Genomic DNA, 21,276 nt, shown 5'->3' on the forward strand with positions numbered 1-21,276 from the left:
TATTTTAGAAACACGGTAACAGTAACAGGAAACTATCATGCAGTTTGACTGGAGCGCCATCTGGCCTGCCATTCCTATCTTGCTTGAAGGCGCTAAAATGACCCTGTGGATTTCGGTCCTCGGTCTGGTTGGTGGGTTGATTATCGGTCTTGTCGCCGGTTTCGCCCGCACCTACGGCGGCTGGATTGCAAACCACATCGCACTGGTTTTCATCGAAGTGATCCGCGGCACCCCAATTGTCGTTCAGGTCATGTTCATCTACTTCGCCCTGCCAATGGCTTTCACCGACCTGCGCATTGACCCGTTCAGCGCCGCTGTCGTGACCATTATGATCAACTCAGGTGCCTATATCGCGGAAATTACCCGTGGTGCGGTCCTGTCGATTCATAAAGGTTTCAGTGAAGCGGGTCTGGCGTTAGGCCTTTCTCGTCGCGAAACGATCCGCCACGTCATTCTGCCGTTGGCCCTGCGCCGCATGCTGCCACCGCTGGGGAACCAGTGGATCATCAGTATTAAGGATACGTCGCTGTTCATCGTTATCGGCGTTGCTGAGCTGACCCGTCAGGGCCAGGAGATCATTGCGGGCAACTTCCGTGCGCTGGAAATCTGGAGTGCGGTAGCCGTTGTCTACCTGATCATCACTCTGGTTCTGAGTTTCGTTCTGCGTCGTCTTGAAAGAAGGATGAAAATCCTGTGATTGAATTTAAAAACGTTTCCAAGCACTTTGGCCCAACCCAGGTGCTGCACAATATCGATCTGAATATCAAACAGGGTGAAGTGGTGGTCATTATCGGGCCATCCGGTTCCGGTAAATCGACCCTGCTGCGCTGCATCAACAAGCTGGAAGAGATCACCAGCGGCGATCTGATTGTCGATGGCCTGAAGGTGAATGACCCGAAAGTCGACGACCGTCTGATTCGTCAGGAAGCTGGCATGGTGTTCCAGCAGTTCTACCTGTTCCCGCACCTGACGGCGCTGGAAAACGTAATGTTTGGTCCACTGCGCGTACGTGGTGCCAGCAAAGCGGCGGCGGAAACGCTGGCTAAAGATCTGCTGGCTAAAGTCGGCCTCGCGGAACGTGCTCATCACTACCCTTCTGAGTTGTCCGGTGGACAGCAGCAGCGTGTGGCTATCGCCCGCGCACTGGCGGTAAAACCGAAGATGATGCTGTTCGATGAGCCAACCTCGGCGCTTGACCCGGAACTGCGTCACGAAGTGCTGAAAGTCATGCAGGATCTGGCTGAAGAAGGGATGACAATGGTCATCGTGACCCACGAAATCGGCTTTGCTGAGAAAGTGGCTTCCCGCCTGATCTTTATTGATAAGGGCCGTATCGCTGAAGACGGTAACCCACAAGCGCTGATCGCCAATCCACCGAGCCAGCGCCTGCAGGAGTTCCTGCAGCACGTCTCCTGATAGCGCTTCAGTTACGCCATTCTGAGCCGGGCATGCCCGGCTTTTTTACGCCAGATTGTTCCCAAAAATCCTCCCGCGCGCCTCGCCCTCTATACTTATCTTTTTGTTCATTATTTTCACCGGAGGATGCCGTGCCGTGGATCTTGCTGTTGCTTAGCCTGTTTTGTGCGCCATCGTTCGCCGTTTCCATCCCCGGCGTCACCACCGGCACGACCGCCACACAGCAAACGACACCGCCCCCAGAGCCGGATGTTGAACAGAAAAAAGCCGCCTACAGTGCCCTTGCCGATGTGCTTGAAAACGATACCTCCCGGCAGGAGTTAATCGGACAGTTGCGAAAAGTCGCCGCCACGCCGCCGCAGGAGCCGGTGCCGACAATTACCCCTCCGCAAGTGGAAGAACAAAAAACGGTGCTGGAAAATGTCACCGACGTGAGCCGTCACTATGGAAGCGAGCTCTCCTCGCGCTTTGCCCAGCTTTATCGCAACCTGATTGGTTCGCCCCATAAACCGTTTAATCCCCATACGTTTACGACAGCCGCCACGCAGTTTTTGATGCTGGCGGGCGCTGTATTTCTGTTTTACTGGCTGGTACGCCTGTGCGCATGGCCGCTCTACCGTAAGATGGGGCAATGGGGGCGCAAGAAGAACCAGCAGAAAAGCAGCTGGTTACACCTGCCGCTGATGATAGCGTCGGCATTTATCATCGATTTACTGCTGCTGGCGCTGACGCTGTTTATGGGCCAGGTCCTGGCCGACAGGCTTAACGCCGGCAATAAAACCATCGCTTTCCAGCAGGCGCTCTTCCTTAACGCCTTTGCGCTGATTGAGTTCTTTAAGGCGCTGCTGCGTTTGATATTTTGCCCGCACGTACCGGATCTTCGTCCCTTCTCGATTCGGGACGAGAGCGCCAGATACTGGGCGCTGCGCCTCAGCGTGCTCAGTGGATTGATTGGTTACGGTCTGCTGGTTGCCGTGCCGATCATCTCCAACCAGGTCAACGTGCAGTTTGGCGCCCTGGCGAATGTGCTGATTATGATCTGCATTACCGTCTGGGCGTTGTACCTTATCTTCCATAACAAAAAGACCATTACCCAAAGCTTGCTGCATCTGGCCGATCGTTCCCTGTCGTTTTTCAGTCTCTTTATCCGCGCCTTCGCGCTGGTGTGGCACTGGCTGGCGAGCGCCTATTTTATCGTGTTGTGCTTCTTCTCGCTGTTCGACCCGGGCAACAGCCTGAAATTTATGATGGGGGCGACGTTCAAGAGCCTGGCCATCATTGGCATTGCGGCATTTGTCTCTGGCCTGCTGTCGCGCTGGCTATCGAAAACCTTCACTCTCTCGCCACAGGTGCAGCGCAGTTATCCGGAACTGCAAAAAAGGGTCAACGGCTGGATCTCGGTATCACTGAAAGTGGCGCGCATTCTCACCGTCTGCGTGGCGATTATGCTGTTGCTTAACGCATGGGGATTGTTTGACTTCTGGAACTGGCTGCACAACGGCGCGGGCGAAAAGACCGTCGATATTTTAATTCGCATCGCGCTGATCCTCTTCTTCTCTGCGGTTGGCTGGACGTTGCTGGCGAGCCTTATCGAGAACCGTCTGGTCTCCGACATTCACGGCCGCCCCCTGCCCAGCGCCCGTGCCCGCACCCTGCTGACGCTGTTTCGCAATGCGCTGGCGGTTATTATCAGCACCATTACCATCATGATTGTGCTCTCGGAAATCGGCGTGAACATCGCGCCGCTGCTGGCAGGTGCCGGCGCGCTGGGGTTGGCTATCTCCTTTGGTTCGCAAACCCTGGTGAAGGATATAATCACCGGCGTCTTTATCCAGTTTGAGAACGGGATGAACACCGGGGATCTGGTCACGATTGGGCCGTTAACCGGCACGGTAGAGCGCATGTCCATTCGCTCCGTCGGCGTGCGCCAGGACACCGGGGCGTACCACATAATTCCATGGTCATCGATAACCACCTTCGCTAACTTTGTCCGAGGCATTGGCTCGGTAGTGGCCAACTACGACGTTGACCGTCATGAAGATGCAGATAAAGCGAAACAGGCGCTACGGGACGCCGTGGAAGAGATGATGGCGATGGAGGATATTCGCGGGCTGGTGATTGGAGAGCCGTCGTTTGCCGGTATTGTCGGCCTGACGAACACGGCATTTACCCTGCGCGTGTCGTTCACCACGCAGCCACTGAAGCAGTGGACGGTGCGCTTTGCGCTCGACAGTATGGTGAAAAAACACTTTGACCTGGCCGCGGTGCGGATGCCGGTGCAGACCTATCAGGTATTACCCTCACCGGCGTCCCCCACACCGCCACAGGAGCCCACCTTATAGCGTGGGGACCGGGTAACGGCGTCGCCTTACCCGGCCTGCCTGTGGGTTATTTACTGCGCTTGTTAGCGTCCATAAATGACCAGGCGATAAAGCGGCTCTGCTTCTGGCCTTGCGCCATCTCTTTTTTCACCACGTTAACGGCACCCACATCGGTCAGTGCACGGTAGAGGGGTGGAAGGTTATCCCCACGGGATACCAGCGTCGTGAACCATTTAACCTGACGGCCAAATACTTTACTTTCCTCAATCATTCGCAGGATGAATGCCACTTCTCCCCCCTCGCACCACAGTTCCTGTTGCTGCCCCCCAAAGTTCAGCGCGGCATCTTCCGCCTGACCGAGATTGCGGCGTTTGCGCTCACTGCCCGCACGGGCGGTGGCCGCGGAGTCATGGAACGGTGGGTTACACAGGGTGGCATCGTAGCTTTCGTTCTTGTGGATAATCCCGTTGAAGATCGATGCGGCATCTTTCTGCCGACGCAAGCGGACAGACCGGCTTAACCCAGGGTTGGCGTTGATAATCGCCTGTGCGCTGGAAAACGCCTCATTACCGATTTCACTGCCGGTAAAGCGCCAGTGATATTCATGAACGCCAATCAACGGATAAATCAGATTCGCCCCGGTACCGATATCAAGCACGGATGCTTGCTCAGGGATGACACCGTTGCGATCGCCAGCGAGAAGATCGGCAAGATGGTGGAGATAATCGGCCCGCCCCGGCACGGGTGGGCAGAGAAAGCCTTCCGGAATATCCCAGTGCGCCACACCGTAATAGTGTGCCAGCAGGGCTTTATTGAGCATTTTAACCGCCTGCGGATCGGCAAAGTTGACCGAAGGTTCACCGGCAGGTGTCTGCACAATGTAGTCCTGCAGCGAAGGACAGCTCTGACACAACGCATTCATGTCATAGCGGTTACGATGGCGATTTCGTGGGTGCAATCCCGGCTTTTGGGAAGTCATGGCTTTCTCCTTTAAACAGCGGCGTAAGATACCCTTTGCAGGCTCAACGGTAAATATTTCTCTGCGACGCTCAAAAACCCGTCATAAATCAAACACCTTTATGTCTATGATCTGTCAGTAAAACGTCAGTTTTTATCGTTCAAAAAATAAGCAGATCATCATCAAATTTTTGCGCTAAATCACACTCGCCAGGCTTCTAAACTTAAAGGGAATCACCTGTTGTTTCCTCATGAGGATGTGATTATGAAAAAATACCTGACCCTTGTTGTTCTCGCGGGTGCACTGGCTACCGCGTCATTCTCTGCCATGGCGGTACAGTCATTGACCGACAATACAGATACCAGCCAGCTCAAGCCTGCGGGCACCGTCTCGGTAAGCCGCGCAAGTAACCTTGACGATCTCCAGAATAAACTCGCCGAAAAAGCCCGCCAGGAAGGGGCTAAAGGTTTCGTGGTTAACGCCGCGGGCGGGGATAACCATATGTATGGCACGGCGACCATTTATAAATAACGTCTCTTTCTATAAACAAACTGCATCTGCCTGACAGATGCAGTTCCTCTCTGCCTTGACTGCACGTTTTTTCACCCCATAGTAAAAACAGGGTTTAACAGATTCCAGGAGTAAACCATGGCTTCCGGTTGGGCGAATGATGACGCCGTTAACGAACAAATCAACAGTACAATTGAAGATGCGGTTGCACGCGCTCGCGGTGAAATTCCGCGCGGTGAAAGTCTCTATGAATGTGAAGAGTGCGGAGAAGTGATCCCGGAAGCGCGGCGCAAAGCCATACCGGGCGTACGGTTATGTATCGCCTGCCAGCAGGAGAAAGATTCGAAAAATAGCGCTCACTCAGGATATAATCGCAGGGGATCGAAAGACAGCCAGCTACGTTGACTTTCCTTTACCGAAGTTAACGGCGCAAGCGGTTACCTTTACGCTCACGGTTTTTTGCGAACCGCGTAGCAAAATGTGCCCTTCTCGTCGCTTCTGTAAAGCGCAGCTACAAGAAGTGTAAAGTCGTCCTCTGAATTTATTAATATTCAATAAGTTATTTGTCATTCAATTTTTTTGAGCAACCACGTCAATTCTCTTCGATTTTCTCTCGCATAAAAAAACGTGATACTTATCACATCGACGGAACATCGTCCCCTTAACAGAATCACCTGCGAGAGATTAATTATGAAAACCATCAAATATGCTGTTGCTGCTGTTGCCCTGTCCGCTCTGTCTTTCGGCGCTTTTGCTGCAGAACCTGTGTCTCCATCTCAGGCGCAGAGCATGAACAAACTCGGTGTGGTAAGTGCTGAAGGCGCGACCACTCTGGACGGTCTGGAAGCGAAACTGGCTGAGAAAGCTGCTGCTGCCGGTGCAAGCGGATACACCATCACCTCCGCGAACACCAATAACAAACTGAGCGGTACTGCGGTTATCTATAAGTAATTGACTGAATGCTCCACCCTCGCCATACCCTCTGGTGAGCTGCTCCAACCCTCATTGACCCTGTTGTTGTTACCCTTGCTTGCCCGTCCGCCACTGGACGGGCTTTTTTTTTGGGCTTAAAACGTCTTCCCGACGCGTTCCATCCCTGCCTCTACGGATTCAGCTTCACCGGTCGCCAGCAGGCAACAGGCCATCTGCAACTTGATCGCGTGCGGTACCGGAACCTTTCCGGCCAGGCACTGCTCAATCCAGTGGGCGGTGGTATGCGGATCTTTTGCGTCAGGCAGGATCGCGTCGGAACGCTCTTCCCCTCGCTCGAGAATGGCGCGCGTGCCAGCGGAATCAATCAGCATCATCTGTGGGCAGCGCTGCGGGTTAGCATAAACCTCGCCTTCCGTGCCGTGCATCAACAAGGCCCTGCCGCCTATGTCTTCAAAGAATTTCCCCACGCGCGTCACGTACTCCGGGTGAGAGACGCTGGAAAGACGCAGCGCCGCGTCTTCGCCAAACGGCGTAGCCAGTTTCGCCAGCGTATGCGCGCTGTTACGCACGCCCATGCGCCAGCGCATATCAAGCTGCTTCTCCAGCGGGGGGCAAAGGGCTCCGACAGGGATATAAACCGGCTGATGGCCATCAAGCTTCGCCTGTGCCTGGCCGGCATGCCGTGTGGGTTCGATACCCAGCATGCCGAAAATCGTTTCGGTCAGCACGCGGGTTGGATCTTCGCTTACGCCATGCACCACCACCGGGAAGCCCAGCTTGTGCAATAAAATAGCGAGCAGCGGCGTCAGGTTGGCCTGCTTGCGTGCCCCGTTATAGCTCGGGATCACAATCGGCATCGGTTTTGCCACTGGCGCGTTTAAGCGCAGGGTCTGCGCCTGCATTGCTTCGTAGAAGCCACGCATCTCCGCTTCGCCTTCTCCTTTGATACGCAGCGCTATCAGGATACCGCCCATTTCAAGGTCAGGTACGTCACCGTTGAGCATATGCGTATAGAGCGCACGAGCGGTTTCATGGTCCAGATCGCGGGCATGATTTTTCCCTCGTCCTACCTCTTTGATAATTTTGCGATAATCCACGACATCTCTCCTGACAGCTTCATCTTGTTAACAATATAGCCCTGAAGAACGTCTGGCCGTTAGTGTTTTTGAACCGGATCATCCTGCTGTTTTTATGATGAAAAAAGAAACTCAAGCACTATTTCAATTATTTGTGATTGCCGTTGAAGATCCTTACCCCACCCGTTTCTGATTAAATAACCAACGGAAAATCATTTAAGGTCAACGGTGAAAACGTCCAGGCAACGTTCTCACCAGAAACATACCAGGATTTGTTATGAACAAGGTTGCTATAGGTTTATTTATCGCCGCAACGGCAGGATGTTCTGCATCCGCATTTGCGGCAACAAACGGTGAAGGTCAGATTAACTTTACCGGTGAAATTATTGATTCTGCTTGTCAGGTAGTGAACGGGTTAAGTAATCCATTAAATGTTCAGTTAGGCAAAGTGTCTAAAACGGTATTTACCGGGGCTGGATCTACCAGCACATTAACCAAGTTTGATATTCAATTAAAGAATTGCCCGGAGACCGTGACATCTGCCGCCATTAACTTCGGCGGCACGCCGGATCCGGATAACAATACTACGCTGGCATTAACGCCGGATGTAGATGCTGCAACAGGTGTCGCTATTCAACTGGTGGACGCGTCTGAGCAACCGGTGAGTCTGTATACGCCCTCTCAGCAATATCCGTTAGCCTCCGGTACGGCGGTCAATAACCTGGAGTTTGGAGCCCGTTATATTCAGACCCAGGCCGCAATCACCGCAGGCCTGGCAAACGCCGTGTCGACCTTCACCGTTATTTATAACTGATATTATCCATCCTGAGATATTAGCTCTGTTCTGAGAGTTAATATCTCTTCTTTTATTGAGATACCTTTATGCGCCACGGTTATTTACTGAGTGCTCTTTTACTGGTAGCCGCCACTTCCCATGCCGGTGTCGTTATTAATGGCACACGCCTGGTCTATCAGGGCGATAAAAAGGAGTCGTCTCTGGGTCTTTCAAACCCAGATGCCACGGATTATCTGGTACAGTCCTGGGTTGATTCTGGCGGTAAAAACCCGGCTAAAGCCCCCTTCCTGATCACCCCACCGCTGTTTCGTCTCGATGCGAAAGAGGATAACGTCCTGCGTGTCGTGCGCACCGGCGGAAATTTGCCCGAGGATCGTGAATCTCTTTACTGGCTTAATATCAAAGCTATTCCCTCGTCAAAGCACGTCGAAGGGGTAAATACCCTGCAGATTGCCATTAATACACGCATTAAATTGTTGTATCGCCCGTCAGCAATAACAGGCAAACCCGAGGCTGTGGCGGACAAGCTTCAGTGGCATCGTGAAGGTCACGACCTGGTTGTGAATAATCCGACGCCTTTCTATATGAATTTCCAGACGGTGATGCTTAACGGCCATAAAGTGGATAAAGCCACCTGGGCAGTCCCCAAAACGGAAACGCACTTTGCCTTACCCGATAATGCCAGCGGGTCGACCGTCACCTACTCCATTATTACTGATTACGGCAGCATCAGTCAGACCTGGTCGGCATCCGTTCATTAACACCCACTCAGGCTATTAATATCATCATGTACAGCCATAAAAAGCCGTTCATCCATCGCCTTTCTTCAATGCTGGTCATTTTATGTGGCCTGGCACTGGCGATCTTTGCGCAGCAGGTTATGGCTGATGATTATTTCAACCCGGCATTACTGGATATTGATAATCCTCAACAGGGGAAAACCGACCTGTCTGTTTATGAAAAAGGACCGGGACAAGCCCCCGGGAAATATCAGGTCAACATTTTCATCAACAATAATAAAATTGATACCCGTGATGTCACGTTCAAATTAATAAAAGACGCTCAGGGCAATCATTCTCTTCAACCCTGCTTTAGCCTGGATGAGCTAAAAAACCTTGGGATCAAAACCCGGCAGTATCCCGCGCTGATGGCTAAAGGCCAGTGCGCCGATATAAGCGCCATTCCCGCGGCATCCGCAACGTTTCAGGTTCGTCATCAGCAACTGTTGCTCAGTATTCCACAAACGGCGCTGGGCCAGGTCCCGCGCGGGTATATCGACCCGAAAACGTTCGACGAAGGGATCACCGCAGGTCTGCTGAACTACAGCGCCACCGCCAGCCAGAGCCATGCCCGTGAGCAGGGAGAGCAGGATAACAGCAGCCAGTACGTTAACCTGCGCCCGGGCCTCAATGTGGGCGCCTGGCGCATACGCAATTATTCCACGTGGAATCGCAGCACAACGGGCAACGAGGAAGAGCACAGGTTCTCCTCCGTCTACACCTATGCTCAACGCGATATCGTGGCGATGAAAAGCGATATGACCGTCGGGCAAAGCACCTCCCCGTCGGACGTTTTCGACAGCGTGCCTTATACCGGGGTTGAGCTGAAATCCGATACCGACATGCTCCCGGACAGTGAAAAAGGCTATGCGCCGATTATTCGCGGCACTGCCCACAGCAATGCGCTGGTGATGGTTCGTCAGAACGGTTACGTCATTTATCAGAACACGGTCGCACCCGGTGCGTTTGAAATTAACGATCTCTACCCCACCGGCAGCAGCGGCGATCTGCAGGTCACCGTGAAAGAGACCGACGGCAGCGAAAGTCACTTTGTCGTGCCCTACGCCTCGGTCCCGGTACTGCAGCGTGAAAAGAATCTCCGCTACAGCGTGACCGCCGGGCGTTACCGGTCTTACGACAAGGACGTCGAACAAACTCCGTTTGCCCAGGGCAGCGCCATCTACGGCATGCCATTGGGTTTCACCGCCTACGGTGGTGCGCAGCAGAGTCGCCATTATCAGTCCCGGGCGCTGGGCGTCGGGAAAAACCTGGGCGATTTGGGTGCCTTCTCCCTTGATGTCACCCGCGCCAAAACGCTGCTGAAAAAGCAGCAGGCCAGCAAAGGCCGATCCTGGCGCGTTCGCTACAGCAAAGATTTTGTCGCCTCGGGCACTCACTTCTCCCTGGCGGGCTATCGCTACAACAGCAAAGGGTTTTACACCCTGGAAGACACGATGGAGTCTTACACCCGTTCAGATGACGGGTCTGCGCCGCAGCAGCGACGTGCCCGAACGGAAGCCACCGTCGACCAGACGCTGCCCGCGGGCTGGGGCTCTGTCACCCTGAGCCTGGTCAAAGAGACCTACTGGAGCCAGAGCCAGGATATGACCTCCATGAGCGTCAGCTACAACAACAGCTGGCACGGCGTCAGCTATAGCCTGAGCTACAGCATGAACAAAAACACCCAGGACAGCGATGCGAACGGTGACGATGTGATGAACGACAACCAGTTCTCATTAAACGTCTCCGTTCCACTGGATCGCTGGATGCATAACACCTGGGCCACCTACAACCTCAACAACACCAAAGACGGTACGACGCAGAACATCGGCCTTAACGGTACCGCGCTGAAGGGAGACAACCTCAACTGGAATATTCAGGAGGGGCTGAGCAGCACCGGTAGCGGAAACTCCACCAGCATGAACGCCGATTATAAAGCGACCTATGGCGAAGTGAGCGGCGGGGTAAGCCAGGATAAATATCAGCAAACCGTAAACGTCGGGCTGCAGGGTGGCGCGATCGTGCACGCCAACGGGATAACCCTGAGCCAGCCGCTCGGAGAGACCATTGCGCTGGTGAAAGCACCGGGAACACACGGTACGCATATCGCCAATCAGACGGGCGTTGAGACCGACTTCCGCGGCTATACCGTCGTGCCGTTTGTTACCCCTTATCGCCACAATACCATTGCGCTGGATACCGAAACCCTGCCCGACGAGGCCGACGTGACGCACGCAGCGTACGTTGTGACCCCGACACGCGGGGCCGTGGTGCGCGCCAGCTTTAATACCCGCGTGGGCAGCCGCGTCCTGATGACGCTGACGCACAACGGTAAACCGCTGCCCTTCGGTGCGACGGTAACAACGGAGGATAAGGACAGCGAATTTATTGTCGGCAATGACGGCCAGACCTATCTCTCCGGCCTGCCAAAGCAAGGGCATCTCGCCGTCACCTGGGGACAGGATGCGAACGAGCACTGCGAGGCCGACTACGCCCTTACGGATGAGACAGAGAAAACCAACATCCTTAACGCTGCTGCGCAGTGCCACTGATTCACCGTTCAGGCAAACCATTATGCAAATGATTAAACAGTGCTTTTTCTTCCTGGTTCTGGGAGCCGCCGCGTTATTTATGCCACATGCTAACGCGCTCTGTACCTCCTCCGATCTGCCAAAACAGATTAATGTGGCCTCCGTATCCGTCTCGAGCACGTTGCCGGTAGGTGCCACCATTCCGGGCACCGAGCAGATCGTTCACGTGGCGGGCAACTGCTATAACCCTTCTGACTTCGGGCTTCCGATTGTTGCGTGCTATTACGGCGCAGGTCTGGAGATCCCCGGTCTTTCTGGGGTGTATGAATCAGGGCTGGAAGGAATTGGCGTAGCGCTGATGAATGACAAAGGCCAGCGAATTACCGGTGCCGGGGGAATGTACTGTAATTCAAGCGGCACGCCGCTGGGCTATGTCTCCAACGACATTACTGAGGCCTTTAACTTTAATGTCACGCTGGAACTGGTGAAAACGAGCAATACGGTCAAATCAGGTTCGCTTTCTCAGGCGGAGTCTAAATTTGGTGTCGGGGTTTATCAGCATGAAGGCATCAGCGATCCTAATACGATTTCCTATGCGGGCAATGTGAATCTCGAAACGGTTACCTGCTCTGTCCTGCCTAAAAATCTCACCGTGAACCTGGGCGATTTTCCCGTCAGTGATTTTATCAGTATCGGGTTGCTATCCAGCCCTGCACAAAACTTTGACGTCACGATTAATTGCGACAGCACCGTCCAGCCTGAGCTAAAGGTGACCAGCGCAAACGGCTACGAAACGGCATTCGAAGGGGTGATCAAATTGACTCAGCAGAACGGAATGGCAACCGGCGTGGGCGTGAGAATGCTCTTTGATGACCATCTCGCCACCTTTGACACCTATGTCAGCACCCGAAGCCAGGCCATCGCCAACGAAACCCTGCGAATACCGTTCGAGGTTCGTTACGAACAGGTCAGCAACGTGGTGACACCGGGGCCGGCCAATACCGTGGCGACGATCACTCTGGCTTATAAGTGACCAACATGAAAAAGACACTTGCGATCCTGATTCTCGGCTTGATTGCCCGGGCACAGGCGGACGATATTCAGATCCAGATGACAGGCAATATTTACGCCAACACCTGCATTATTGACAGCGCCAGCCGCAACCTGACGGTGGATTTAGGCCAGGCGGTATCAGGGGATTTTAAAAATGTGGGCGATACCGGCGCGTGGAAAGACTTTACGCTCTCGGTCTCACATTGTCCTCACACACTTGCGCTGGCGACCGCCTTTTTCTATGGTCAGGCCGACAGTACGCACCCGACAAAATTCGCCAATATCGGCAGTGCGAAAGGGTTGGCTCTGGAACTGGCAGACCGCCAGGACAATATACTCATTGCCCCGCAGGCAGCCTTTAACGTTCCGGTTAACTCAGCGGACCACACGGCAACGTTTCCTCTGGCTGCCCGCTATTATGCCAGCGCATTGCCCGTCACCGCCGGAACGTTTAACAGCGTGGTCCAGGTGACCTTTACTTACCAGTAGGCCCGCGCCCCTTCGTACGGACGCTTTTACGCCGCCCGGCGGCAGGTTTTGCCGGACGTTTTTTAACGTCGGGCACGTCTGGCTGTTCAATCGGAAAAACAGGCAGAGCGTTGAGTAACCGCTGGCCGTAATTTTTGGTGAGCAGACGTTTGTCATAAATCACCACCTCTCCCCAGCAGCTGTGGCTACGGATGAGACGCCCCACCTGCTGAATCAGATTAAACGATGCCGCAGGTAAGCTTTGGACCTCGAACGGATAGCGATTGAGGCTTTTGAGCCATTCACCTTCGGTGATGACGACCGGGCTGTCGATGGGCGGGAAGGCGATTTTATGGATATGCACCTGCGTCAGGTAATCCCCCTTCAGATCCAGCCCCTCCGCGAATGACTGCAGCCCGATCAGCACGCTACGTTCCCCGTTATCAATGCGTTTGCGGTGCAGCTCTACCAGCCGGTAGCGGGGCTGATCGCCCTGCACCAGCAACAGTAATCGCAGGTCGGTAACGTGCTCCAGAAAACGCTGCATCGCCCTTCCACTGGCAAACAGGACCAGCATGCCGGGATATTTTTCACTCTCCAGCTGCTCGCGGAAATACGCTGCCATTTCGGCAATGTGCTGTTCTTCGTTGTCGATAAGCGGCTCATACTTCATGCGCGGAATGACCAGCTTGCCCTGTTCACAGTGGTTAAACGGCGAATCCAGCGCCACAAAACGGTCGCCGGCTTTCTCTTTCAGCCCGCTCATCTCCTGTAAACGGGAGAAACTGTTCAGGGAACGCAACGTCGCGGAAGTCACTACCACGTGCGGCACGCTGCGCCAGATAAGCTTTTCCAGCTGATCGGCAACACGAATCCCCACGCAGTGGAAAAACAGGTGCGCCTGCCCGTCTTTCACGTCACGGGTTGCCCATTTGGTGACCGGCGCACCGGACGCCTGCGCCATCGAGGCCAGACGCCAGAGCTTGCTCTGGGCTTCGAACATGCCCAACGCACGGTTCATCTGCAGCAGAATGCGGTGCAAACGCACCACGTCGTGGCTACCGGTTTTCTCACTGAGATCGTTTAAGAACATCTCCGCCAGCCCGCGCAGCTTTTCAAGGTGCTTCGCCAGCTGCTGGCAGATCTCCATCACCTCGTCGGGCAGCTCTCCCATCGCAAAGCGATGCTCTGCTTCCTGGGTCGCCGGGAGATAAAGATTGAGGATGTTATTCAGGGAAGCAATAAGGCTGTAGACCGCTTCGCAATGTTCGCTCAGCCGCTCGGGCACCGCCAGCGGCGGCGTGGTTTTCGGGCGGAACTGCTCCATACAGGTCGCCACCAGCTTGCAGAACAGATCCAGCTGCAGGCGGAACCACGGCGCGGTGATTTCGGCGCTCATCTCCAGCGCATCCCGCGCCACATCGGGCAAATGGTGGCCTTCATCGAGCACCAGCAGCAGGTTTTTGGGCTCCGGCAGGACGGCCTCACTCTCCAGCGCGGCCATGACCAGCGCGTGGTTAGCGACAACCACCTCCGCTTCCTGAATCTCCCGCCGTGCGACAAAGAACGGGCACTCGCGGTAGTAGTGGCAGTTGCGGTTAAGGCAACTGGCTTTATCGGTGCTGAGCCTGCGCCACAAATCATCGCTGATGGCATGGCTGGTGTGATCGCGAAGGCCGTCCCACTTGTAGCTGTCGAGCTCGGTTTTTAGCTTCGCGCACTGCTCCTGTTCCGCTTTGTTGTTCGGCGTCAGTTCATCATCCAGGAAGGCCAGCAGATCCTGCTGAGAGGGCTCACTGCTGGCGAGAGCCGCGAGATTGCGCGGACACACATAACGCCCGCGGCCAAAGGCGGCTGTAAATCGCAGTTCAGGGATGATTTTGCGCAGCAGCGGCAGGTCTTTACTGAAGATTTGATCCTGCAGGGCCACGTTAGCGGTGCTGACCACCAGCGTTTTTTGCTCTTCCCGCGCAATGGCAATGCCCGGGATTAAATACGAAAGGGTTTTCCCGACACCCGTCGGGGCTTCAATCGCCAGATGTCGTCCGTCGTCCCCGGAGAGCGTTTTTGCCACATCAGCAATCATCTGCCGCTGAGGCGCTCGGGGGATAAAATCGGGGATCTGCTGTTGTAGCGCCTTATACCAGGCGCCAATTTGCGCTTTGAGCGCCGCGGTTAAAGCCATCGGAGGACCTGAAATACTGTATAAACAGCCACTATTGTGGCACTTTCTTTCCGCTGCCGCAAAAGAAAAGCCCGGCTTTACGACCGGGCTTCCAGATTACTGCGGGTTAGCAGGTTTACGCGGGCGGCGTCGGCGCTGCCCTTCCCCTGCCGGTTTCCCCTCGCCGCTACGCCATGGGCTTTCACCGCCTGGCTTAGCCTCTGTATTACGACGCGGAGGTTTGCCCGCGGCTTTCGGTGCGCCGCCTTCAGAACGACGCGGCTGCTGACTGCGCCCCCCGCCACCCTGACCACGACCACCGCCGCCGCCCTGACGGCCATTCTGAATAGGCTCCGCCTTGATGGACGGGTCCACGTCATAGCCCGGGGTTTCGATGCGCGGGATCTCTTTTCTCAGCAGACGTTCGATATCACGCAGCAGTTTGTGTTCATCCACACACACCAGCGAGAGCGCTTCACCGGTTGCCGCCGCTCGACCGGTACGACCGATACGGTGAACATAGTCTTCCGGTACGTTTGGCAGCTCGTAGTTTACGACGTGCGGCAGCTCTTCAATATCCAGACCGCGGGCAGCAATGTCGGTCGCAACCAGGACGCGAATGTCACCGGATTTAAATTCAGCCAGCGCGCGGGTACGTGCCCCCTGGCTTTTGTTACCGTGGATCGCCGCGCTGCGGATACCGTCTTTATTCAGCTGTTCCGCCAGATGGTTAGCGCCGTGCTTGGTACGGGTAAAGACCAGCACCTGCTGCCAGTTGCCCTGACCAATCATATGGGAGAGCAGTTCCCGCTTACGCTTTTTATCAACGAAGTGCACGTGCTGGGTAATTTGCTCAGAGGCGGTGTTGCGGCGCGCCACTTCCACTTCCAGCGGGTTATGCAGCAGTTTTTCCGCCAGCGCCTTGATCTCATCAGAGAAGGTGGCAGAGAACAGCAGGTTCTGACGACGCGATGGCAGCTTAGCCAGCACGCGACGAATGTCGTGGATAAAGCCCATATCCAGCATGCGGTCAGCTTCGTCCAGCACCAGGATTTCGATGCTATCAAGCTTCAGGGCATTCTGGTGCTCAAGATCCAACAGACGACCCGGCGTTGCCACCAGCACGTCCACGCCACCGCGCAGCTTCATCATCTGCGGGTTAATGCTTACTCCACCGAAAACCACCAGCGAGCGAATGTTGAGATAGCGGCTGTACTCACGCACGTTCTCACCAATCTGGGCCGCCAGCTCACGCGTTGGGGTGAGGATCAGGGCACGCACCGGACGACGTCCTTTGGCGTGCGGCTGATTTTTTACCAGCAACTCTAACAGCGGCAGGGTAAAACCCGCGGTCTTACCGGTACCGGTCTGGGCGCTGGCCATCAGGTCGCGGCCCTGCAGAACGGCCGGAATAGCCTGCTGCTGGATTGGGGTTGGCTCGACGTAGCCCTGCTCTGCGATAGCGCGCAAAATTTCAGGGTTCAGGCCAAGGGAATCAAAAGACATAAAAACTCCGAACCGCCCCGACCATCACAGGTGTAGTTTTCAGGGAGATATAACGAATAGGGAAGGACAAAAACCACAATGTCGTGAAGCAGCGGAGTGTAGCAGGTTTTGTGACGTGGCGCATAAAATATCCCGCGGCGCTGCGTTGACGAAAGATTTCCCGCCGTGTGGTCACTGGACAAAAAGGGCAACCGGGCATAATGTTAATCAATCGATTGATTAATTTTTAAAACCGCCATGAATACGACCCCAACGACATCGAAAGGTGAACAGGCCAAAAACCAGCTTATTGCCGCCGCGCTGGCGCAGTTTGGCGAATATGGTCTGCATGCCACCACGCGGGACATCGCGGCGCAGGCCGGGCAAAACATTGCGGCTATCACCTACTATTTTGGCTCAAAAGAAGATTTGTACCTCGCCTGTGCCCAGTGGATCGCCGACTTTATCGGTAACCATTTTCGGCCACACGTTGAAGAGGCCAGCGGGCTATTGAGCCAGCCGTCACCGGATCGCGCCGCCATCAGGCAGCTGATTATCAGCGCCTGCGACAATATGATTCGCCTGCTGACCCACGACGAGACGCTGAGCCTGAGTAAGTTCATCTCCCGTGAGCAGCTCTCCCCTACGGCGGCTTACCAGCGAGTGCACGATCAGGTGATTGCCCCGATGCATACGCACCTGACCCGGCTGATCGCGGCCTATACCGGACGAGACGCCGACGATACCGAGACTATTTTGCATACCCACGCCCTGCTGGGTGAAATTCTCGCCTTCCGTCTTGGGCGCGAAACGATCCTGTTACGCACCGGCTGGACACAATTTGATGAGGATAAAGCCGCGCAGATTAGCCAGGTCATCACCTGTCATCTCGATCTGATCCTGCAAGGCTTAACGCAAAGGAGCCTGAAGTCATGAAAAAACCTGTCGCCATCATTCTGGTGGTCGTTGTTCTGCTTGCCGCAGGTATCGGCGGCTGGCTGTGGTATCAAAGTCACCAGGACAGAGGCCTGACGCTGTACGGTAACGTCGATATTCGCACCGTGAATATGAGTTTCCGCGTCGGGGGGCGCCTGGCCTCCCTCACCGTTGATGAAGGCGATACCATCAAAACCGGTCAGATGCTGGGGATGCTCGACAAGGCCCCGTACGAGAACGCGCTGATTCAGGCGAAAGCAGGCGTTTCCGTGGCGCAGGCGCAATATGACCTGATGCTGGCCGGCTACCGTGACGAAGAGATTGCTCAGGCAGCCGCCGCGGTCAAACAGGCGCAGGCCGCCTATGACTACGCACAAAACTTCTATGCTCGTCAGCAGGGCCTGTGGAAAAGCCGCACCATTTCTGCCAACGACCTGGAAAACGCCCGCTCCTCCCGCGACCAGGCCCAGGCGACGCTGAAATCCGCCCAGGATAAATTAAGCCAGTACCACACCGGTAACCGCCCGCAGGACATCGCGCAGGCAAAAGCCAGCCTGGAACAGGCGCAGGCGCAGCTGGCGCAGGCGGAACTGGATCTGCACGACACCACGCTCATTGCCCCGTCTGACGGCACGCTGATGACCCGCGCCGTGGAGCCGGGCAGCATGTTAAGTGCGGGGAGCACCGTCCTGACGCTTTCTCTGACGCGTCCGGTATGGGTGCGCGCCTACATTGATGAGCCTAACCTCGGCCAGATGCAGCCGGGCCGCGAGCTGCTGCTCTACACCGACGGTCGGCCGGATAAACCGTATCATGGCAAAGTTGGCTTTGTGTCACCGACGGCTGAATTCACACCCAAAACGGTTGAAACGCCGGATCTGCGTACCGACCTGGTTTATCGCCTGCGCATCATCGTGACCGATGCCGACGACGCGCTGCGTCAGGGCATGCCTGTCACCGTAAAAGTCAGCGACGGGGAACGACATGAATGACGCGGTTATTCAGCTCAACAATCTGGTCAAACGCTTCGCGGGGATGGCAAAACCTGCCGTCGCCCCGCTGAACTGTACCATTCAGAAAGGCTATGTGACCGGGCTGGTTGGCCCGGACGGCGCAGGCAAAACAACGCTGATGCGGATGCTGGCGGGTTTGTTAAAGCCCGATGAAGGAACCGCCAGCGTGCTCGGACTCGACCCGATTAAAGACGATGGCGCGCTCCATGCCATGCTGGGCTATATGCCGCAGAAGTTTGGTCTGTATGAAGACCTGACGGTGATGGAAAACCTCAATCTGTATGCTGACCTGCGCAGCGTCACTGGCGAAGCCCGTCAGAAGACCTTTGCCCGTTTGCTGGAATTTACCTCGCTTGGCCCCTTCACCGACCGGCTGGCGGGCAAGCTCTCCGGCGGGATGAAACAGAAGCTGGGGCTGGCCTGTACGCTGGTGGGCGAGCCGAAGGTTCTCTTGCTCGATGAACCTGGCGTGGGCGTCGACCCGATTTCGCGCCGCGAGCTGTGGCAGATGGTGCATGAGTTAGCCGGCGATGGGATGCTGATCCTCTGGAGCACCTCGTACCTTGATGAAGCGGAACAGTGCCGTGACGTTCTGCTGATGAACGAAGGTGAGCTGCTTTATCAGGGCGAGCCGACCACGCTGACGCAGAGCATGGCTGGACGCAGCTTCCTGTTGCACAGCGCCCAGGCCTCCAACCGTCAGCTGCTGCAGCGGGTGCTGAAGCTACCTCAGGTCAGCGACGGAATGATTCAGGGCCGTTCGGTGCGCGTGATCCTCACGAAAGAGGCGACCGCGGACGATATACGCCGTGCACCGGGAATGCCTGAAATTGAGATGGAGGAGACCGCGCCACGCTTTGAAGATGCGTTTATCGATCTGCTCGGCGGCGCAGGGACATCAGAATCCCCCCTCGCCGCGATCCTGCACACGGTTGAAGGCACGCCGGGTGAAACGGTGATTGAAGCCAAATCCCTCACCAAAAAGTTTGGGGATTTTGCCGCCACCGATAACGTCAATTTCGCGGTGAAACGCGGTGAGATTTTTGGCCTGCTCGGGCCAAACGGCGCCGGGAAATCGACCACTTTTAAGATGATGTGCGGCCTGCTGGTACCGACCTCGGGGAAAGCGCTGGTGCTCGACATGGACCTGAAGGTCAGCTCCGGCAAGGCGCGTCAGCATCTGGGCTATATGGCGCAGAAATTCTCACTGTATGGCAACCTGACGGTCGAGCAGAACCTGCGCTTTTTCTCCGGTGTGTACGGCCTGCGGGGCCGCGCGCAGAACGAGAAAATCCACCGCATGAGCGAGGCCTTTGGCCTGACGGGCATTGCTTCCCATGCCACCGACGAACTGCCGCTCGGCTTCAAGCAGCGGCTGGCGCTGGCCTGCTCATTAATGCATGAGCCCGATATCCTGTTTCTCGATGAGCCGACGTCCGGCGTTGACCCCCTCACCCGCCGCGAGTTCTGGCTGCATATTAACAGCATGGTGGAGAAAGGGGTCACGGTCATGGTAACCACCCACTTTATGGATGAGGCGGAATACTGCGACCGCATCGGGCTGGTGTATCGCGGCAAGCTGATTGCCCACGGTACGCCGGACGACCTGAAAGAACAGGCCGCCGATGATGAGGTGCCGGACCCGACCATGGAACAGGCGTTTATTACCCTCATCCACGACTGGGATAAGGAGAATGCCCATGCGCAATAACGCCATTTCGTGGCGCAGGGTGCGTGCGTTGTGTATCAAAGAGACGCGCCAGATCGTGCGTGACCCCAGCAGCTGGCTGATCGCTGTGGTGATCCCCCTGCTGCTGCTCTTTATCTTTGGCTACGGGATCAACCTCGACTCCAGCAAACTGCGGGTCGGGATTTTGCTGGAGCAGCAGAGCGAAGAGGCGCTTGATTTCACCCACACCATGACCGGCTCCCCTTACATTGACGCCACCATCAGCGACAACCGGCAGGCGCTAATCCAGATGATGCAGGCCGGGAAGATACGCGGGCTGGTGGTGATCCCGGTGGATTTTGCCGCCAATATGGCGCGCACCGATGCCAGTGCGCCGGTGCAGGTGATCACCGACGGCAGCGAGCCAAACACCGCAAACTTTGTACAAGGCTATGTGGAGGGCATCTGGCAGCTGTGGCAAATGCAGCGCGCCGAAGATCGCGGGGAAACCTTCGAACCGCTGATCGACGTGCAGACGCGCTACTGGTTTAACCCTGCGGCCATTAGCCAGCATTTTATTATCCCGGGTGCGGTGACCATCATCATGACGGTTATTGGCGCCATTTTGACCTCGCTGGTGATTGCCCGCGAGTGGGAACGCGGCACCATGGAAGCGCTGCTGTCTACCGAGGTCACACGGGTTGAACTGCTGCTCTGTAAGCTTATCCCCTACTACTTCCTCGGCATGCTGGCGATGCTGCTCTGCATGCTGGTCTCGGTGTTTATCCTCGGCGTGCCGTACCGCGGATCGCTGGTGGTGCTCTTCTTTATCACCAGTCTGTTTTTACTGAGCACCCTCGGGATGGGGCTGCTTATCTCCACCATCACCCGTAACCAGTTCAACGCCGCTCAGGTGGCCCTGAACGCCGCCTTTTTGCCGTCGATTATGCTGTCCGGGTTTATTTTCCAGATAGACAGCATGCCCGCCGTGATCCGTGCCGTGACCTACATTATTCCGGCGCGCTACTTCGTGAGTACGCTGCAAAGCCTGTTCCTGGCGGGGAATATTCCGGTGGTGCTGATCATCAACACGCTGTTTTTGCTGGCATCGGCAACGATGTTTATTGGGCTGACGTGGATAAAGACCAAACGGCGTCTGGATTAAGGA

The 21,276-nt window shown here is 55.6% G+C and carries 19 protein-coding genes; 15 read left to right on the plus strand and 4 right to left on the minus strand.

Annotated elements, in window-relative coordinates; all coding sequences use genetic code 11:
- Positions 1–37: 37 nt before the first annotated feature.
- The 3 genes from glnP to ybiO all read left to right on the plus strand — a co-directional run bounded on the left by glnP (position 38) and on the right by ybiO (position 3,758).
- Positions 38–697, plus strand: a complete 660-nt coding sequence (glnP, locus tag QE396_RS09915; protein WP_014169254.1) for a glutamine ABC transporter permease GlnP — start codon at positions 38–40, stop codon at positions 695–697.
- Positions 694–1,416, plus strand: coding sequence for a glutamine ABC transporter ATP-binding protein GlnQ (glnQ, locus tag QE396_RS09920; RefSeq protein ID WP_014169252.1), 723 nt, complete (start codon positions 694–696; stop codon positions 1,414–1,416). The genes glnP and glnQ overlap by 4 nt, the downstream gene beginning before the upstream one ends.
- A gap of 131 nt (positions 1,417–1,547) precedes the next feature.
- Positions 1,548–3,758, plus strand: coding sequence for a mechanosensitive channel protein (ybiO, locus tag QE396_RS09925; RefSeq protein WP_047366371.1), 2,211 nt, complete (start codon positions 1,548–1,550; stop codon positions 3,756–3,758).
- 46 nt (positions 3,759–3,804) lie between these two features.
- On the opposite strand, the gene rlmF is transcribed toward ybiO, so the two are convergent.
- Positions 3,805–4,716 (minus strand): 23S rRNA (adenine(1618)-N(6))-methyltransferase RlmF, encoded by a 912-nt coding sequence (gene rlmF, locus QE396_RS09930; RefSeq protein ID WP_044866819.1) that lies wholly within the window; start codon positions 4,714–4,716, stop codon positions 3,805–3,807.
- 243 nt (positions 4,717–4,959) lie between these two features.
- Between rlmF and mcbA the strand changes: the two genes are divergently transcribed.
- The 3 genes from mcbA to ybiJ all read left to right on the plus strand — a co-directional run bounded on the left by mcbA (position 4,960) and on the right by ybiJ (position 6,156).
- A complete protein-coding gene (gene mcbA / locus QE396_RS09935; protein ID WP_032677729.1) occupies positions 4,960–5,226 on the plus strand; it encodes a DUF1471 family periplasmic protein McbA in 267 nt (88 codons plus the stop codon).
- Between the two features lie 117 nt (positions 5,227–5,343).
- The gene (locus QE396_RS09940; RefSeq protein WP_014169247.1) at positions 5,344–5,610 is read left to right on the plus strand and encodes a DksA/TraR family C4-type zinc finger protein; all 267 of its coding nucleotides are present in this window, start codon (positions 5,344–5,346) and stop codon (positions 5,608–5,610) included.
- Positions 5,611–5,895: 285 nt separating this feature from the next.
- Positions 5,896–6,156, plus strand: coding sequence for a DUF1471 family protein YbiJ (ybiJ, locus tag QE396_RS09945; RefSeq protein ID WP_020884917.1), 261 nt, complete (start codon positions 5,896–5,898; stop codon positions 6,154–6,156).
- Positions 6,157–6,272: 116 nt separating this feature from the next.
- Here ybiJ and ybiB read toward each other — a convergent pair whose 3' ends face one another.
- Positions 6,273–7,235: a DNA-binding protein YbiB gene (ybiB, locus tag QE396_RS09950; protein WP_020884918.1), complete on the minus strand. Its 963-nt coding sequence runs from the start codon at positions 7,233–7,235 to the stop codon at positions 6,273–6,275.
- 256 nt (positions 7,236–7,491) lie between these two features.
- On the opposite strand from ybiB, the gene QE396_RS09955 reads away from it, so the two are divergent.
- From QE396_RS09955 to QE396_RS09975, 5 genes are all read left to right on the plus strand, one after another.
- Positions 7,492–8,028 (plus strand): fimbrial protein, encoded by a 537-nt coding sequence (locus tag QE396_RS09955; protein ID WP_014169244.1) that lies wholly within the window; start codon positions 7,492–7,494, stop codon positions 8,026–8,028.
- A gap of 68 nt (positions 8,029–8,096) precedes the next feature.
- Positions 8,097–8,771, plus strand: coding sequence for a molecular chaperone (locus QE396_RS09960; protein WP_032677726.1), 675 nt, complete (start codon positions 8,097–8,099; stop codon positions 8,769–8,771).
- A 26-nt stretch (positions 8,772–8,797) separates the two neighbouring features.
- On the plus strand, positions 8,798–11,341 hold the full coding sequence (locus tag QE396_RS09965; protein WP_309950898.1) for a fimbria/pilus outer membrane usher protein: 2,544 nt from the start codon (positions 8,798–8,800) through the stop codon (positions 11,339–11,341).
- A gap of 22 nt (positions 11,342–11,363) precedes the next feature.
- The gene (locus QE396_RS09970; protein WP_153852459.1) at positions 11,364–12,353 is read left to right on the plus strand and encodes a fimbrial protein; all 990 of its coding nucleotides are present in this window, start codon (positions 11,364–11,366) and stop codon (positions 12,351–12,353) included.
- A gap of 5 nt (positions 12,354–12,358) precedes the next feature.
- Positions 12,359–12,862 carry a fimbrial protein gene (locus tag QE396_RS09975; RefSeq protein WP_309950901.1) on the plus strand — a complete coding sequence of 168 codons (504 nt, stop codon included), beginning with the start codon at positions 12,359–12,361 and terminating at the stop codon, positions 12,860–12,862.
- Here QE396_RS09975 and dinG read toward each other — a convergent pair.
- The gene (dinG, locus tag QE396_RS09980) at positions 12,849–15,026 is read right to left on the minus strand and encodes an ATP-dependent DNA helicase DinG (RefSeq protein ID WP_020884923.1); all 2,178 of its coding nucleotides are present in this window, start codon (positions 15,024–15,026) and stop codon (positions 12,849–12,851) included. The two genes, QE396_RS09975 and dinG, sit on opposite strands and share 14 nt — an antisense overlap.
- 96 nt (positions 15,027–15,122) lie before the next feature.
- A complete protein-coding gene (gene rhlE / locus QE396_RS09985; protein ID WP_309950904.1) occupies positions 15,123–16,511 on the minus strand; it encodes an ATP-dependent RNA helicase RhlE in 1,389 nt (462 codons plus the stop codon).
- A 237-nt stretch (positions 16,512–16,748) separates the two neighbouring features.
- Here rhlE and cecR point away from each other — a divergent pair, with 237 nt between their 5' ends.
- From cecR to QE396_RS10005, 4 genes are read left to right on the plus strand one after another with little or no spacing between them, the layout of a single operon-like run.
- Complete coding sequence (cecR, locus tag QE396_RS09990) at positions 16,749–17,426, plus strand: transcriptional regulator CecR (protein ID WP_014169235.1); 678 nt, start codon at positions 16,749–16,751, stop codon at positions 17,424–17,426.
- The gene (gene hlyD, locus QE396_RS09995) at positions 17,423–18,418 is read left to right on the plus strand and encodes a secretion protein HlyD (protein ID WP_309950908.1); all 996 of its coding nucleotides are present in this window, start codon (positions 17,423–17,425) and stop codon (positions 18,416–18,418) included. The genes cecR and hlyD overlap by 4 nt, the downstream gene beginning before the upstream one ends.
- On the plus strand, positions 18,411–20,150 hold the full coding sequence (locus tag QE396_RS10000; RefSeq protein WP_309950911.1) for an ATP-binding cassette domain-containing protein: 1,740 nt from the start codon (positions 18,411–18,413) through the stop codon (positions 20,148–20,150). Before hlyD ends, QE396_RS10000 begins: the two co-directional genes overlap by 8 nt.
- Positions 20,140–21,273 (plus strand): ABC transporter permease, encoded by a 1,134-nt coding sequence (locus QE396_RS10005; protein WP_020884927.1) that lies wholly within the window; start codon positions 20,140–20,142, stop codon positions 21,271–21,273. Before QE396_RS10000 ends, QE396_RS10005 begins: the two co-directional genes overlap by 11 nt.
- Positions 21,274–21,276 lie beyond the last annotated feature (3 nt).

The organism is Enterobacter sp. SORGH_AS_0287 (genome assembly GCF_031453695.1).
In the GTDB taxonomy this organism is placed as follows: domain Bacteria; phylum Pseudomonadota; class Gammaproteobacteria; order Enterobacterales; family Enterobacteriaceae; genus Enterobacter; species Enterobacter ludwigii.

What these genes read in the sequence shown, in the direction of transcription:
- glnP (WP_014169254.1), top strand. Translation starts at nt 38, where the DNA reads ATGCAGTTTGACTGGAGCGCCATCTGGCCTGCCATTCCTATCTTGCTT.
- rlmF (WP_044866819.1), bottom strand. Translation starts at nt 4,716, where the DNA reads ATGACTTCCCAAAAGCCGGGATTGCACCCACGAAATCGCCATCGTAAC.
- mcbA (WP_032677729.1), top strand. Translation starts at nt 4,960, where the DNA reads ATGAAAAAATACCTGACCCTTGTTGTTCTCGCGGGTGCACTGGCTACC.
- QE396_RS09940 (WP_014169247.1), top strand. Translation starts at nt 5,344, where the DNA reads ATGGCTTCCGGTTGGGCGAATGATGACGCCGTTAACGAACAAATCAAC.
- ybiJ (WP_020884917.1), top strand. Translation starts at nt 5,896, where the DNA reads ATGAAAACCATCAAATATGCTGTTGCTGCTGTTGCCCTGTCCGCTCTG.
- QE396_RS09955 (WP_014169244.1), top strand. Translation starts at nt 7,492, where the DNA reads ATGAACAAGGTTGCTATAGGTTTATTTATCGCCGCAACGGCAGGATGT.
- QE396_RS09960 (WP_032677726.1), top strand. Translation starts at nt 8,097, where the DNA reads ATGCGCCACGGTTATTTACTGAGTGCTCTTTTACTGGTAGCCGCCACT.
- QE396_RS09965 (WP_309950898.1), top strand. Translation starts at nt 8,798, where the DNA reads ATGTACAGCCATAAAAAGCCGTTCATCCATCGCCTTTCTTCAATGCTG.
- QE396_RS09970 (WP_153852459.1), top strand. Translation starts at nt 11,364, where the DNA reads ATGCAAATGATTAAACAGTGCTTTTTCTTCCTGGTTCTGGGAGCCGCC.
- QE396_RS09975 (WP_309950901.1), top strand. Translation starts at nt 12,359, where the DNA reads ATGAAAAAGACACTTGCGATCCTGATTCTCGGCTTGATTGCCCGGGCA.
- dinG (WP_020884923.1), bottom strand. Translation starts at nt 15,026, where the DNA reads ATGGCTTTAACCGCGGCGCTCAAAGCGCAAATTGGCGCCTGGTATAAG.
- rhlE (WP_309950904.1), bottom strand. Translation starts at nt 16,511, where the DNA reads ATGTCTTTTGATTCCCTTGGCCTGAACCCTGAAATTTTGCGCGCTATC.
- cecR (WP_014169235.1), top strand. Translation starts at nt 16,749, where the DNA reads ATGAATACGACCCCAACGACATCGAAAGGTGAACAGGCCAAAAACCAG.
- hlyD (WP_309950908.1), top strand. Translation starts at nt 17,423, where the DNA reads ATGAAAAAACCTGTCGCCATCATTCTGGTGGTCGTTGTTCTGCTTGCC.
- QE396_RS10000 (WP_309950911.1), top strand. Translation starts at nt 18,411, where the DNA reads ATGAATGACGCGGTTATTCAGCTCAACAATCTGGTCAAACGCTTCGCG.
- QE396_RS10005 (WP_020884927.1), top strand. Translation starts at nt 20,140, where the DNA reads ATGCGCAATAACGCCATTTCGTGGCGCAGGGTGCGTGCGTTGTGTATC.